2 protein-coding genes are annotated in these 14881 nt (G+C 73.5%); both read left to right on the forward strand.

Annotation, left to right across the window (positions count from 1 at the left end; genetic code table 11):
• Window positions 1-385 precede the first annotated feature (385 nt).
• The gene (locus AB0B14_RS00060; protein ID WP_357520222.1) at window positions 386-5944 is read left to right on the forward strand and encodes a type I polyketide synthase; all 5559 of its coding nucleotides are present in this window, start codon (window positions 386-388) and stop codon (window positions 5942-5944) included.
• Between the two features lie 49 nt (window positions 5945-5993).
• Window positions 5994-14879: an amino acid adenylation domain-containing protein gene (locus AB0B14_RS00065; protein ID WP_357520223.1), complete on the forward strand. Its 8886-nt coding sequence runs from the start codon at window positions 5994-5996 to the stop codon at window positions 14877-14879.
• Window positions 14880-14881: the final 2 nt, after the last annotated feature.

Here is a 14881-nt window from a genome sequence, read left to right on the forward strand (position 1 = left end):
CTAGCGTCCGAATAATCGACGAGGCGTGGACGCCGGGTCCAGGCAGAACCGACGGCGACTTGCGTAAGCGGCCGATCAGGTGGACTTGGCTCCTCCCATCGGCACCACGGGCGACGTGCCGGGGGGCGCCGACGGCGGCGGGTACCGGCTCTGACCAGTCATCCCGACCGGGCCGTGACCGCCGGCCATGGGCGCGGTTCGATCCCCGGCCCGTGATCTGCCGCCGGTTCTGCCTGGACCGGGTGGGCCGTCTCTACCAATCATTCGCAGGTGGACACGTGGTTGCGGGTCCCGGCCGACAACCGTCGAGCCGCTGGCGTCCGATCCACCGGCCGCCGCGTCCGGACGCCGCCCGACACGGTCGGCGACAGGGGGGAGATGTCCGGTGAGCGGTGAGGAAAAGCTCCGCGGCTACCTGAAGCGGGTCACCGCCGAGCTGCTGGAGGCCCGGCAGCGACTCGCGAGTGGTGGCGAGCCGATCGCGATCGTCGGCATGGCCTGCCGCTTTCCCGGTGGCGTTCGGTCACCTGAGGATCTGTGGCGGCTGCTGGAGCGCGGCGGCAGCGGCATCGGCAGCCTGCCGGACAACCGGGAGTGGGATCTGGCCGAGTTTGACGCCGGCACCGACGGCGACGCGCCGCCCGCCCCTCGCACCGGTGGTTTCCTGCACGACGCCGCGGACTTCGACGCCGAGCTGTTCGAGATCTCGCCCCGCGAGGCGCTGGCGATGGACCCGCAGCATCGCCTGCTGCTGGAGGTCGCCTGGGAGAGCCTGGAACGGGCGGGCATCCCGGCGGACTCGTTGCGCGGCACGCCCACCGGCGTCTACGTCGGCATGATCCACAACGACTACGGCAGCTGGCTCACCGGATCGGCGCAGGGCACATCGGCGTTCGGTGGCTTCTTTCTCAACGGCAACAGCAGCGCGGTGGCCTCCGGCCGAATCGCGTACGCGCTCGGCCTGCACGGGCCGGCCGTCACCATCGACACCGCGTGCTCCTCGGCGCTGGTGGCGATCCACGACGCCTGTCACGCGCTGCGCCAGGGCGGCTGTGCCACGGCCCTGGTCGGCGCGGCGGCGGTGATGACCACACCGAGGCTGCTCGTGGAGTTCAGCCGACAGGGTGGCCTCGCCCCGGACGGGCAGTGCAAGGCCTTCGCCGCCGCCGCGGACGGCACCTCCTTCTCCGAGGGCGTCGCCATGCTCGTGCTGGAACGGCTCTCGGACGCCCAGCGCGCCGGCCACGAGGTGCTGGCCGTGATCCGTGGCTCCGCGCTCAACCAGGACGGCGCGTCCAACGGGCTGACCGCCCCGAACGGCATCGCCCAGCAGCAGGTGATCCGGCAGGCGCTCGCCAACGCCGGGCTCACCCCCGACCAGGTGGACGCCGTGGAGGCGCACGGGACCGGCACCACCCTCGGCGACCCCATCGAGGGCCAGGCGCTGCTCGCCACCTACGGCACCAGACGCGCCGGACGCCACCCCCTGCTGCTCGGCTCGGTCAAGTCGAACCTGGGCCACACCCAGGCCGCCGCCGGCCTGGCGGGCGTGATCAAGATGGTGCTGTCCATGCGGCACGGTGTGCTGCCGGCGAGCCTGTACGTCGACGAGCCCACCCCGCACATCGACTGGTCGGCCGGCCAGGTCCGGCTGCTCACCGAGCCCACCCCCTGGCCCCGGACCGGCGAGCCGCGGCGGGCCGGGATCTCCTCGTTCAGCTTCAGCGGCACCAACGCCCACGTGATCGTCGAGCAGGCCCCGGTCGCCCAGGAGGCCCGCGCCGAGGAGCCGGTGCGGGAGTTGCCCGCCCTGCCCTGGGTGCTGTCGGCGAAGACCGCGCCGGCGCTGCGGGCGCAGGCCGTACGGCTGCTCGCCCACCTGGACGCGGAGCCCGCGGCGTCGGACTCCGACGTCGCCCTGTCGCTGGCCGCGGACCGGGCGGCCCTGCGGCACCGGGCGGTGATCATCGGCCACGACCGGGACAGCCGGCGGGTCGGGCTCGCCGCGCTGGCCGCGAGCGAGCCGGCGGAGAACCTGGTCCAGGGCGTGGCGACCGGCGCTCCCGCCCCGGGCGCCGTGTTCGTCTTTCCCGGGCAGGGCTCGCAGTGGGTCGGGATGGCCCGCGAGCTGATCGACGCGGAGCCGGTGTTCGCCGACCGGGCACAGGAGTGCGTCGCGGCCTTTACCCCGTACCTCGACTGGTCCCTCGCCGACGTGTTGCGCGGCGCCACCCCCGGGACGCGGGGCCTGGACGATGTCGAGGTCGTCCAGACCAGCCTGTTCACCGTGATGGTCTCGCTGGCCGCGCTCTGGGAGGCCCGCGGGGTCCGACCGGTCGCCGTGGTCGGGCACAGCCAGGGCGAGCTCGCCGCCGCCGTGGTGGCGGGCGCGCTGACGTTGCCGGACGCCGCCCGCGCCGTGGCCCTGCGCTGCCGCGCCATCCGCAGCACACTGGCCGGCCACGGTGGCATGGCGTCTGTCGCCCGACCGGTGGCCGAGGTGGAGCGGCTCCTCGACGACGGGCGGCTCTTCGTCGCCGCGGTCAACGGCCCAGGCTCCACTGTGGTCTCCGGCGACCCGGAGGCGCTCACCGCGCTCCTCGACGCCTGCGCGTCCGACGGCGTCCGGGCCCAGCGGGTCCCGGTCGACTACGCCTCGCACTCGCCCCAGGTCGACGCCGTCGAGACCGAACTGCGGGCGGTGTTGGCCGACGTCCGGCCCGTTGGCACCCGGGTGCCCTTCTACTCCGCGGTCACCGCCGGCCCGCTCGACGGCGGCGAGTTGACCGGCGACTACTGGTTCGACAACCTGCGTCGTCGGGTGGACTTCGTCGGCGCGGTCGACGCGCTGCTGACCGACGGACACCGCGCCTTCGTCGAGTGCAGCCCGCACCCGGTGCTGACGCACGGGATCGAGGAACTGGCCGAGCACCGGGGCTTCGAGGTGACGGTGACCGGCTCACTGCGCCGCGACGACGGCGGCCCCGCGCGGTTCCTGACCTCCCTGGCCGAGCTGCACGTCCGTGGCGGCCGGGTCGAGTGGCAGGGGCTCTTCACCGGCACCGGCGCCCGGCGGGTGCCGCTGCCCACGTACGCCTTCCAACACCGCCGCTTCTGGCTGGACAAGCCGGCCCGCGCGAAGGGCGACGTCCGCGCCGCCGGCCTGCTGCCGGTGGACCACCCGCTCCTGGGCGCGACTGTCGACCTGGCCGGTGCTGCCGGGGCCGTGCTCACCGGTCGGCTGTCCCCGGCCGACCAGAGCTGGGTCACCGACCACGCCGCCGGCGGCACCCTGCTCGTGCCCGGCACGGTCTGCGTGGAACTGGCCGGCCAGGTGGCGGCGCGGGCCGGCCTGGGCAGCGTCGAGGAGCTGACCATCGAGGTGCCGATGGTCATCCCCGACGAGGACGAGCTGGCTCTCCAGGTGACCGCCGGCGACCCGGACGAGACGGGCCGACGGCCGTTCGCCGTGTACTCCCGACCGGCCGGCACGGCGGCCGACGCGTCGTGGGTCCGACACGCCGGTGGCATCGTGCGCGCCGACCTGCCCGAGCCGGACCCGGCGGCCTGGTCCGCCCTCCGCGGCGCCTGGCCGCCGGTCGGCGCCGACCCGGTCGACGTGACCGGGGTGTACGACCGGCTCGCGACCCTCGGCTACCAGTACGGCCCCGCCTTCCAGGGCCTGCGCGGGGTGTGGCGGCGCGGCGCGGAGCTCTTCGCCGAGGTGGCGCTGCCCGACGGCGTACCGGCCGCGGGTTTCGGCCTGCACCCGGCGCTGTTCGACGCGGCGATGCACGCCGTTCTGGTCGACCGCGCGGACGGCGCGACCGGCGCGGGGTCGCTGAGCCTGCCGTTCGCCTGGCACGACGTGGTGGTCCACCGGGGCGGCGCGGAGGCCCTGCGGGTCCGGCTCGCCTACCGGGGTGCGGACGACGTCACCATGGCGGCGGTGGACCCCGGCGGCGCGCCGGTGGTCTCCGTCGGTCTGCTGACCACCCGCCCGGTGACACTGGAACAACTGCGGGCGGCCCGGGGGGCCCTGCGCGACGCCTGGTTCCGCCTGGACTGGACGCCTGTCGCGCCCACCGTGGAGGCGGCCGGGCCACCGCAGTTCGCGCTGCTCGGCGACGTCCCGGGCGTCGCGACCGCGAAACGGTACGCCGACCTGACGGCGCTGAGCGCGGCTCTGGACGCGGGCGGGCCCGCGCCGGACGTGGTCGTCGCCGGCGTCGCACCGGCCGACCAGGGGTCCTCGACGGCCGAGGCGGTGCGCGCGGCGCTCGACGGCACGCTGGCGCTGCTGCGGGCCTGGCTCGCCGACGACCGGTTGCAGGCGACCCGACTGGCGCTCGTCACCCGGGGCGCGGTGGCCGTGGACGGCGACGAGACACCACGACTGGACGGCGCGGCGGTGTGGGGGCTGGTGCGCTCGGCGCAGTCCGAGCACCCGGGGCGCTTCCTGCTCGTCGACATCGACGGCACCCCGGCCTCCGGCGCGGTCGTGCCCGACGTGCTCGCCGGTGCCGAACCGCAGTGCGTGTTGCGGGCCGGGTCGGTGCGGGTCGCCCGCCTGGTCCGGGCCGCCACCCCCAGCACCGAGCCGGGGCCGGTCGCCGACGGCACGGTCCTCGTCACCGGCGGCCTGGGCACGGTGGGTGCGACGGTGGCCCGGCACCTGGTGACCCAGCGGGGCGCCCGGCACCTGCTCCTGGTGGGACGCCGGGGCGCCGACACCCCCGGGGCGGATCAGCTCGTCGAGGAGTTGACCGCGCTCGGCGCGGCCGTCACGGTGGCCCGCTGCGACGTGGCGGACCGCGCCGCCGTCGCCGAGTTGCTGGCCGCGATCCCGGCGGAGCACCCGCTGACCACCATCGTGCACACCGCCGGCCTGGTCGACGACGGTCTGGTCGACGCGCTGACCCCGGACCGGTTGGACCGGGTGCTGCGGCCCAAGGTCGACGGTGCCCTCAACCTGCACGAGCTGACCCGGGGCGACAATCTCGACGAGTTCATCCTCTTCTCCTCCCTCGCCGGGGTGCTCGGTGGCGCGGGCCAGGCCAACTACGCCGCGGCGAACGCCTTCCTGGACGCCCTCGCACAGCACCGCCGTCACCTCGGGCTCCCCGGCCTGTCGTTGGCCTGGGGGCACTGGGCCCAGACCAGTGGGCTCACCGGCGACCTGGCGGAGAAGGACCTGCGCCGGCTCGCCGCGGCCGGGATCGTGCCGATGCCGTCGGAGGAGGCGCTGGCCCTGCTCGACGCCGGTCGGGCGTCCGGCGAGTCCGCCGTGGTCGCCGCGCGGCTGGACCTCTCCGCGCTGCGTACGGCGGCCGGCGCCGGCCCGCTGCCGCCGGTGCTGACCTCGCTGGTGCGCGTACCGGCCGCCTCGTCCGGGCCGGACGGCGCGGCGGACGCCTCGGTCGGGGACGCCGCGACGTGGCGGCGGGACCTGGCGGGGCTGCCGGCGGACGACCAACTCGTCCGGCTGACCGACCTGGTTCGCTCCCGGGTCGCCACGGTCCTCGGGCACCCGCCCGCCGCCGGCGCGTCGATCGACGCGGATCGCCCCTTCAAGGAGCTCGGGTTCGATTCGCTGACCGCCGTGGAACTGCGCAACCGGCTCGGCGCGGCCACCGGGCTGCGGCTGCCCGCGACGCTGGTCTTCGACCACCCCACCCCGTCCGCGCTCGCGGAGTTCCTCCGCACCGAACTCGTCGGCGACGAGGCCACGGGGGCCGACCCGGTGACCGCCGCCGTGGAGCACCTGCGTGCCGTGGTCGCCGCGCAGCCACCGGACGACTCGGCTCGGGCCGGGCTCACCGCCCGCCTGCGGGAGCTGATGCGCGAGCTCGACGTCCGCCCGCAGGAGCCGGCGGTGCAGGTGGAGTCCGCCACGGCCGACGAACTCTTCGACCTCCTGGACGAGCAGCTCGAAACCTTCTGAGCGAGCCGACCGCCAGCCGTCACCCGACACATCCATGGGGGTACCAGTAGTGGGCAACACTTCCGATTCGTTGGTCGAGGCACTGCGGGCGTCTCTGCTCGAGAACGAGCGGCTGCGCCGACAGACCCAGGAGCTGGCGGACGCTGCCCGTGAGCCCCTGGCCGTCGTGGGGATGGCCTGCCGGCTGCCCGGCGGTGTCAGCACTCCCGAGGAGCTGTGGCGACTCGTCACCGACGGTGAGGACGCGGTCGGGCCGTTCCCCGTCGACCGGGGATGGGACGTCGACGCGATCTACGACCCGGAGCCGGGACGGCCACGCCGCTCCTACGTGCGCGAGGGCGGGTTCCTGCACGACGCCGCCGAATTCGACGCGGCCTTCTTCGGCATCTCCCCGCGCGAGGCGCTGACCATGGACCCGCAGCAGCGGCTGCTGCTGGAGTGCTCCTGGGAGGCGCTGGAGCGCGCCGGGATCGACCCGAAGTCCCTGGCGGGCAGCCGGACGGGCGTGTTCGTCGGGCTGATGTACCACGACTACCTGGGCAACACCAGCTCCGGCAGCGTCGCCTCGGGCCGGATCTCGTACACCCTGGGCCTGGAGGGCCCGGCGATGACCGTCGACACCGCGTGCTCGTCCTCGCTTGTCGCGCTGCACGCGGCGGGAACCGCGCTGCGCCAGGGCGAGTGCTCGCTGGCCCTGGTCGGTGGCGCGACGGTGATGGCCACCCCGCAGGTCTTCGTCGAGACCTCGCAGCAGCGGATGCTGGCACCCGACGGTCGCTGCAAGTCGTACGCGGCGGGGGCCGACGGGGTCGGCTGGGCCGAGGGCGCCGGGGTGGTGGTGCTGGAACGACTCTCCGAGGCGCGGCGGCTGGGCCACCGGGTGCTGGGGGTGGTCCGTGGGTCGGCGATCAACCAGGACGGGGCGAGCAGCGGCCTGACCGCCCCGAACGGCCCGTCGCAGCAGCGACTCATCCGGCAGGCGCTGGCCAACGCGGGCCTCACGACTGCCGACGTGGACGTGGTGGAGGGGCATGGCACCGGCACGACCCTCGGCGACCCCATCGAGGCACAGGCGCTGCTCGCCACGTACGGCGCGGACCGGCCGCTCGGCCGGCCGCTGCTGCTGGGTGCGCTCAAGTCCAACATCGGGCACGCCCAGGCCGCGGCGGGCGTCGCCGGTCTGATCAAGATGGTGCTGGCCCTGCGCCACGGCGCCGTGCCGAGCACCCTGCACCTGGACGCCCCCAGTCCGCAGGTCGACTGGACGGCGGGCGCCGTCGAGCTGGTGACCAAGACCCGGCCGTGGCCGGACACCGACCGCCCGCGCCGGGCGGCGGTCTCCTCGTTCGGGCTGAGCGGCACCAACGCGCACGTCATCCTCGAAGAGGCGCCCGAGCCGCCGGCCGTCGAGCAGCCGCCGGCCGCCCCGGAGGTGGCGATGCCGTGGGTGGTCTCCGCCCGGTCGGCCGTCGCGCTGCGCGCCCAGGCCGCGCGGTTGCTCGCGTACGTGCAGGCGGAGCCGGACCTACGCCCCGCGGACCTGGCCCGCGCGCTGGCCGCCCGCACTCCCTTCGAACACCGCGCGGTGCTCGTCGGCCGCCACCGGGACGACCTGGTCGCCGGGTTGCAGGCGGTGGCCCGCGGGGTCGACGCGGCGGGCGTGGCCCGGGGCACCGGCCGGGCCGGTCGCCGGGTGGTCCTGGTCTTCCCCGGCCACGGGTCACAGTGGGCACGGATGGCCACCGACCTGCTGGACACCGAGCCGGTCTTCGCGCGGGAGATGGCCGCCTGTGACGCGGCCCTTCGGGAGCACCTGGACTGGTCGGTGGTCGACGTGCTGCGGGCGACGCCCGGCGCCCCGGAGCTGGACGGCGTCGCGGTCGTCCAGCCGGCGCTCTTCGCCGTGATGGTGTCGCTCGCCGCCCTGTGGCGCTCCTACGGCGTGGAGCCCGACGCCGTGCTGGGGCACAGCCAGGGCGAGATCGCCGCGGCCCACGTGGCCGGCGCGCTCAGCCTCGCCGACGCGGCCCGGGTGGCGGCGCTGCGCAGCCGGGCCATCGCCCAGGTGATGGAGGGCCGGGGCGGGATGGCCGTGGTCTCCGCCACCGAGGAGACCGTCACCGAGCTTCTCGACCGCTGGTCCGGGCGACTCGTGGTGGCCTCCGTGAACGGGCCGTCCTCCATCCTGGTCTCCGGCGACGCCGGCGCGATCGACGAGCTGGTCGCCGCGGGCGAGGCCGGCGGGCCGCGGGTCCGCCGCGTCGCCGCCGGGTACGCGCCGCACTCGCCGCACGTGGACGGCATCCGGGACACCCTGCTGGCCGACCTGGCCGAGGTGCGCCCCACTCGGGCGACGGTGCCGTTCTTCTCGCCGGTCACCGGCGAGTGGCTGGACACCACCGAGATGGACGCCGAGTACTGGTTCCGGGTGCTGCGCGGCCCGCTCCAGCTCGCGTCGGCCGCCACCGCCCTGCGCCAGCAGGGCTTCGACACGTTCATCGAGGTCAGCCCGCACCCGGTGCTCGCGTCCGGGGTGCAGGAGACGTTGGAGGCCGTCGGCGACCCGTTCGCCACGCTCGGCACGCTGCGGCGCGGTCAGGGCGACCGCGACCGGTTGCTGACGTCACTGGGGGAGGCGTTCGTCGCGGGCGTCCGGCTGGACTGGGACGCCGTCCTGCCCGCCGGCGACGGCACGGCCGTCGAGCTGCCCACGTACGCCTTCCAGCGGCAGCGGTTCTGGATCGACACCGTCGCGCCGGGCGTCGCCGCCGACGGGGAGGATCCGTTCGCCGGTCTGCCGGCGGAGGACGAGACCGTCGACGACACCCGCGAGCTGTTGCTCACCGGAAGCGAGCAGACCCGGCGTACGGCCGCCGGCGGCCTGGTCGCCGGGGTGGTAGCCAGCGTGCTCGGCTACCGCCAGCCGGAGGAGATCGCACCGGACGCCGACTTCCTCGACCTCGGGTTCGACTCGCTGACCGCCCTGGAGGTCCGCAACCGGCTCAACCGGGCCACCGGGCTCACCCTGCCGGTGAGCATGGTCTTCGACCACGCGACGCCGACCGCGCTCGCCGACTTCGTCCTCGCGCAACTCGCCGCGTCCGACGGCGGTGACGACGACGGCGTCGAGCTGCTGCGCATCGCGCGCCGACGGCGGGCGGTGGCGACCCCGGACGAGCAGATCCCGCTCTCCTTCGCCCAGCAGCGGCTCTGGACCCTCGACCAGCTCGTGCCGGACAGCTACGCGTACAACGCCGCGTTCTCGCTGGCGCTGGACGGCCCGGTGCGGCCGGACGCCGTCGAGCACGCGGTCAACGAGCTCGTCCGGCGGCACGAGGTGCTGCGGACCACGTTCCCGAGCCGCGACGGCCAGGCCTGGCAGCGCATCGCACCCCACCTCACCGTGCCGGTGCCGGTGGTCGACCTCGCCGACCTGCCCGACGGCGAGCGGGAGGCCGAGTGCGAGCGGTTGGTCACGGTGGAGTCGCGCCGGACGTTCGACCTGGCCGAGGGGCCGCTGCTGCGGGTCGTCCTGTACCGCCTCGGCCCGACCGAGCACCGGATGCTCGTCACCGTGCACCACATCGTGGTGGACGTGTGGTCCGGCGGCATCTTCGCCCGGGAGTTGGCGGTCGCCTACGAGGCGTTCGTCGAGGGCCGTCGCCCGGAGCTGCCGGAGCTGCCCGTGCAGTACGCCGACTACGCGATCTGGGAGCGGCAGCGGCTCGGCGAGGACCGGCTCGCCGCCAGGCTGGCGCAGTGGCGCGAGCTGCTCGGCGGGTCGACCGGCGTGGAGCTGCTGACGGACCGGCCCCGACCGGCGGTGCAGAAGTTCAGCGGCGGCAGCCTCAGCTTCGACCTGGACACCGCCACCTCGGCGGCGTTGCGCGGATTCAGCGCGGAGCACGGTGTCACGCTGTTCACCACGTTGCTGACCGCGCTGAAGGTGGCGCTCTACCGGTACGCGGGCGACATGCAGGGCACCGGCGACGTGATCATCGGTACCGCGATGGCCAACCGGCAGCACGACGCCGTGCAACACCTGGTCGGCTTCTTCGTCAACACGGTGGTGCTCAAGACCGCGCTGGGTGACGATCCGACAGTCGCGCAACTGCTCGACCGGGTCGGGCAGGCGGTCAAGCGGGCCTACGACGAGCAGGACCTGCCGTTCGAGGCGCTGCTCGCCGAGCTGGCCCCCGACCGGGGCGCCACGACCAACCCGCTGTTCCAGGTCGTCTTCGACATGAAGCGCTACAGCGGCGACTCCCGGCCCGGTGCCGCGACCGTGGACGTGGCCGAGGTGCACACCGACACCAGCAAGTTCGACATCGAGATCTCGGTGACCGAGCAGGCCGAGACCCTGCTGGTGGACGTGGAGTACAACAGCGAGATCTTCGACCACGCCACCGTGGAGCGTCTGCTCGACGTCTACCGGACGCTGCTCGGGGCGTTCGCCGGCCCGCTCGACCGGCGGGTCTCGCAGCTGCCGGTGCTGCCGCCGGCGATGGCGCACCAGCTCCTGGTGGAGTGGAACGACACGGACGTGCCGTACCCGCTCACCCGTTGCCTGCACACGCTGATCGAGGATGCCACCGACCGGTGGCCGGACGTGGTCGCGGTGACCTTCGAGGGGGTGGAGGTCACCTACCGCGAGCTGGACCGCCGGGCGAACCGGGTGGCGCACCGGCTGCGCCGGATGGGCGTGGGGCCGGACCAGCCCGTCGGCATCTGCGTCGAACGCTCGGTGGAGATGGTCGTCGGTCTGCTGGGCATCCTCAAGGCCGGCGGCGCGTACGTCCCGATCGATCCGACGTACCCGCCGCAGCGGGTGGCGTTCATGCTCGCCGACGCGGAGCCGAGCCTGCTGCTGGTGCAGGAGCGGCTGGTGGAGCGCCTGCCCGAGCACGGCGCGGTGACCCTGCCGCTGGACCGGCCGGGAGAGTTCGACGACGAGCCGGACACCCGTCCGGACAACGTCGCCGGCATGGACGACCTGGCCTACATGATCTACACCTCCGGGTCGACCGGCCAGCCGAAGGCCGCCATGATCACGCACCGGGGCGTGGTGAACCGGCTGCTGTGGATGCAGGACGCGTTCGGTCTCACCCTCGACGACCGGGTCCTGCAGAAGACCCCGTTCAGCTTCGACGTCTCGGTGTGGGAGTTCTTCTGGCCGCTGCTGACCGGCGCCCGGATGGTGGTGGCTCGACCCGAGGGGCACAAGGACCCCGAGTACCTGAGCAACCTGATCCAGGAACACGGGATCACGACCCTGCACTTCGTGCCGTCGATGCTCCGGGTGTTCCTGCAACACCCCGGTATCGAGCGGTGTACGTCCGTGGTGCGGGTGATGGCCAGCGGCGAGGCGCTGCCCCCGACGTCCATCCGCGCGCTCTACGAGCGCTGGCCGGGCGCGACCATCCACAACCTGTGGGGCGCCACCGAATGCTCGGTGGACAGCACCTGCTGGGAGTGCCCCCGCGACCCGGGTGTGGTGTCGCTCGGGCCGCCGATCGCCAACACCCAGACCTACGTCCTCGACCGACACCTCAACCCGGTGCCGATCGGTACGCCCGGCGAGGCGTACATCGGTGGCATCGGCGTGGCCCGGGGCTACTACCGCCGCCCGGAACTGACCGAGCAGCGGTTCCTGCCGGACCCGTTCCGCCCGGACCTGGGCACCACCCTCTACAAGACCGGCGACCTGGCCCGGTTCCTGCCCGACGGCACGATGGTGTTCCTGGGCCGCACGGACTTCCAGGTCAAGGTGCGCGGGATGCGGATCGAGCTGGAGGAGATCGAGACGGCGATGGCCGGGCACCCGGCCGTCGACGAGGTGGTGGTCCTGGCCCGGGAGTTGCCGCACGACGCCGAGGACAAGCAGCTCGTGGCGTACGTCATCCCCGCCGAGGACGCCACCGCCCCGGAGGCGTCCGCCGAGGACCGGGTGGCGCAGTGGCAGAACCTGTTCGACCAGAGCTACGGGCGCGACACCGACGTCACCGAGACCGACTTCAACATCATCGGCTGGAACAGCAGCTACACCGACGAGCCGATCCCTGAAGCGGAGATGCGGATCTGGCTGGACTCCACGGTGGAGCGCATCCTCGCCCTGATGCCGCGCCGGGTGCTGGAGGTCGGCTGCGGCACGGGCATGCTGCTGGCCCGGATCGCACCGCACGCCGAGGCGTACCGGGGCACCGACATCTCGGGCACCGTGCTCGACTACGTCCGGGAGAACCTGCTGCCCGGGCTGCCCGACGGGGTCGACATCGAGCTCTTCCAACGCGATGCCAACGACTTCACCGGCCTGGCCGACGAGCGGTTCGACGCGGTCGTGGTCAACTCGGTGGCACAGTACTTCCCCGACCCCTCCTACCTGCGTGCGGTGATCGCTCAGGTGGTGGCCCAGGTTCGCCCGGGTGGGGCGGTCTTCCTGGGTGACCTCAGGCACCTGCCGACCCTGGACGCCTTCCACGTCGAGGTCGAGGTGGCCCGCGCCGAGCCCGGTCTGACCCTCGGACGACTCCGCGGCCGGGTGCAGCAGCGCACCCAGCACGAGCGGGAGCTCGTCGTGGCACCGGAGTTCTTCACCGCGTTGCGCGAGGAGGTGCCCGGCATCGCACGGGTCGAGCTGATGCTCAAGCGCGGCGAGCACCACAACGAGCTCACCCGTTACCGCTACGACGTGATCCTGCACATCGGGGAGCCGGTCACGCCGTCGGCCGAGCCGATCCGTACACCGTGGACGTCGGTGGCGGAGGTCCGCCGCCTGCTCACCGAGGACCGGCCCGAGGCGCTGCGGGTGGACGACGTCCCGAACGCCCGGCTGGCCGGCATCAACGGCTTCCGCAGGGCCGCCCGGGACGCCGCCGACGACCGGCTGGTGTCCGACCTGCGCTACGAGCCGGCCGACGGGGTGGAGCCCGAGACGTGGTGGGCGCTCGCCGATGAGTTGGGTTACGTTGTCGACGTGGCGTGGGTCGGTGGTGCCGACGACGGCCGCTACCGGGTGACGTTCCGGCGGCCCGGGTCGGCGTACGTCGCCGACTGGGCCGACCCGGTGTTGCCCGGCCGCACCTCGCGGCACTACACCAACAATCCCCGCCTGCTCGAGTTGAGCCGGTGGTTGAGCACCGACATCCCGCGCTTCGTCCGGGACAGCCTGCCCGACTACATGCTGCCCTCGGCCGTCGTCGCCATCGCGGAGTTCCCGACCGACGCCAACGGCAAGCTCGATCGGCGGGCCCTGCCGATGCCGGTGCGGGCGCTGCACGCCACCGGTGAGGTGGTCACCCCACGTACCGAGGTGGAGCAGCAACTCGCGGCGATCTGGCGGGACGTGCTCGGCCTGGAGGAGGTGAGCGTCGACAGTGGATTCTTCGCCCTCGGCGGGGACTCCCTGCTCGGCATCCAGATGGTCAGCCGGGCCAACGCCCGGGGCATGGCGCTGAACCCGCAGGACGTGTTCCAGAGCCCGACCATCGCGGAGCTGGCCGAACTCGTCGGCGCCCGGGGGGCGGTGCAGACGGAGAAGGTCGCCGAGCGCGACCCGGCCCTGTTGGAGTGGGCCCGGGCGCACTTCTCCGACGCGGAGGACGCCTTCCCGACCACGGGCACCCAGCAGCGCATGCTGGAGACCGCGCTGCGCAACCCTGGCCTGGGGATAAACGTCACCCACCAGCGGTTCCGGTTCACCAACGGGGGCCTCGACCCGGACGCGCTGGAGCGGGCCTGGCAGCACACCATCGACCGCTTCCAGTCGATGCGGGCCAGCTACGAGCGCGATGACACCGGCCGCTGGATCCAGGTCGTCCACCGCGACGTCCGACTGCCGATCGAGCGGTTCGACCTGCGCGGGGTCTCCGAGACCGAGCAGCACCGGCGGATCGAGACGTACGTCGAGGCGCAGCGACGGCGCGGGTTCGACGGGACGCCGCCGCAGATGCGGCTGGCGCTCTTCCGCCTGGAGCACGACACCTGGGAGCACATCCACATGTTCAGCCTCCCGGGGCAGGACGGCTGGAGTTACCAGATCATGGTGGTCAACCTGCTGGAGACGTACGGCGCGATCCTGGCGGGTCGCGAGCCGGCGGCGTGGCCCGTGTCCCGGGTGTACGGCGACTTCTGCACCGAGCAGGCGCAGCGGGACACGACGTCGGTCGAGGAGTTCTGGCGACGGGAACTCGCGGACGTGGCGTTCCCGCTGGCACCCATCACCCTGCCCCCGGCGCAGCGGAGCACCGAGCTGGTGCCGACGCTGTTGCAGGAGACGGTGCAGGTCAGCCAGGAGGTGTCGATCCGGCTCAGCGGGCTGGCCGCCGAGTCCGGGATCAGCCTCAACACGGTGCTGCACGGCGCCTGGACACTCATGCTCAGCGCGATCAGCGCGTCGCCGGACGTGGTCTGCGGGGCTGTCTACTCCGGCCGCAGCACCACCTCGGTCGACGTCGACCAGGCGGTCGGTCTGCTGTTCAACGTGCTGCCGGTGCGGGCTCGGGTGGAGCGGTCGACGCCGCTGCTGGCCTGGCTCAACGAACTGCACCAGCGGATCTCGACGCTCAACCAACACGAGTACGTGACGCCGGCCGCCCTGTACGAGATCACCGGCGTTCCCGTCGAGCAGCCGATCTTCGAGAGCTATTTCGTCAGCGAGACCCTGCCGGGCTTCGGCACCAACCTGGGTCAGTTCATGTCCCTCCTGGGTGCCGCGCCGGTGCAGGTCCTCGCCCAGACCGAGCACCCGCTGCGGGTCGAGGCGGCGGTGGCGTACGACAACATCTTCATCTCGATCAACCACCGGTCGGGCCTCTTCCCGGCCGGCGCGGTCGCCCGCTGGAGCCGAGCCTTCGAGGGGCTCCTGGCGTCCATCGCCGCAGATCCGGAACGTCCCCTGGGCGACATCCTCCCCGACCTCGCCGACCCGCAGGAGTAGAC

The sequence above is a fragment of the Micromonospora sp. NPDC049171 genome (assembly GCF_040648275.1).
Classification (GTDB): domain Bacteria; phylum Actinomycetota; class Actinomycetes; order Mycobacteriales; family Micromonosporaceae; genus Micromonospora.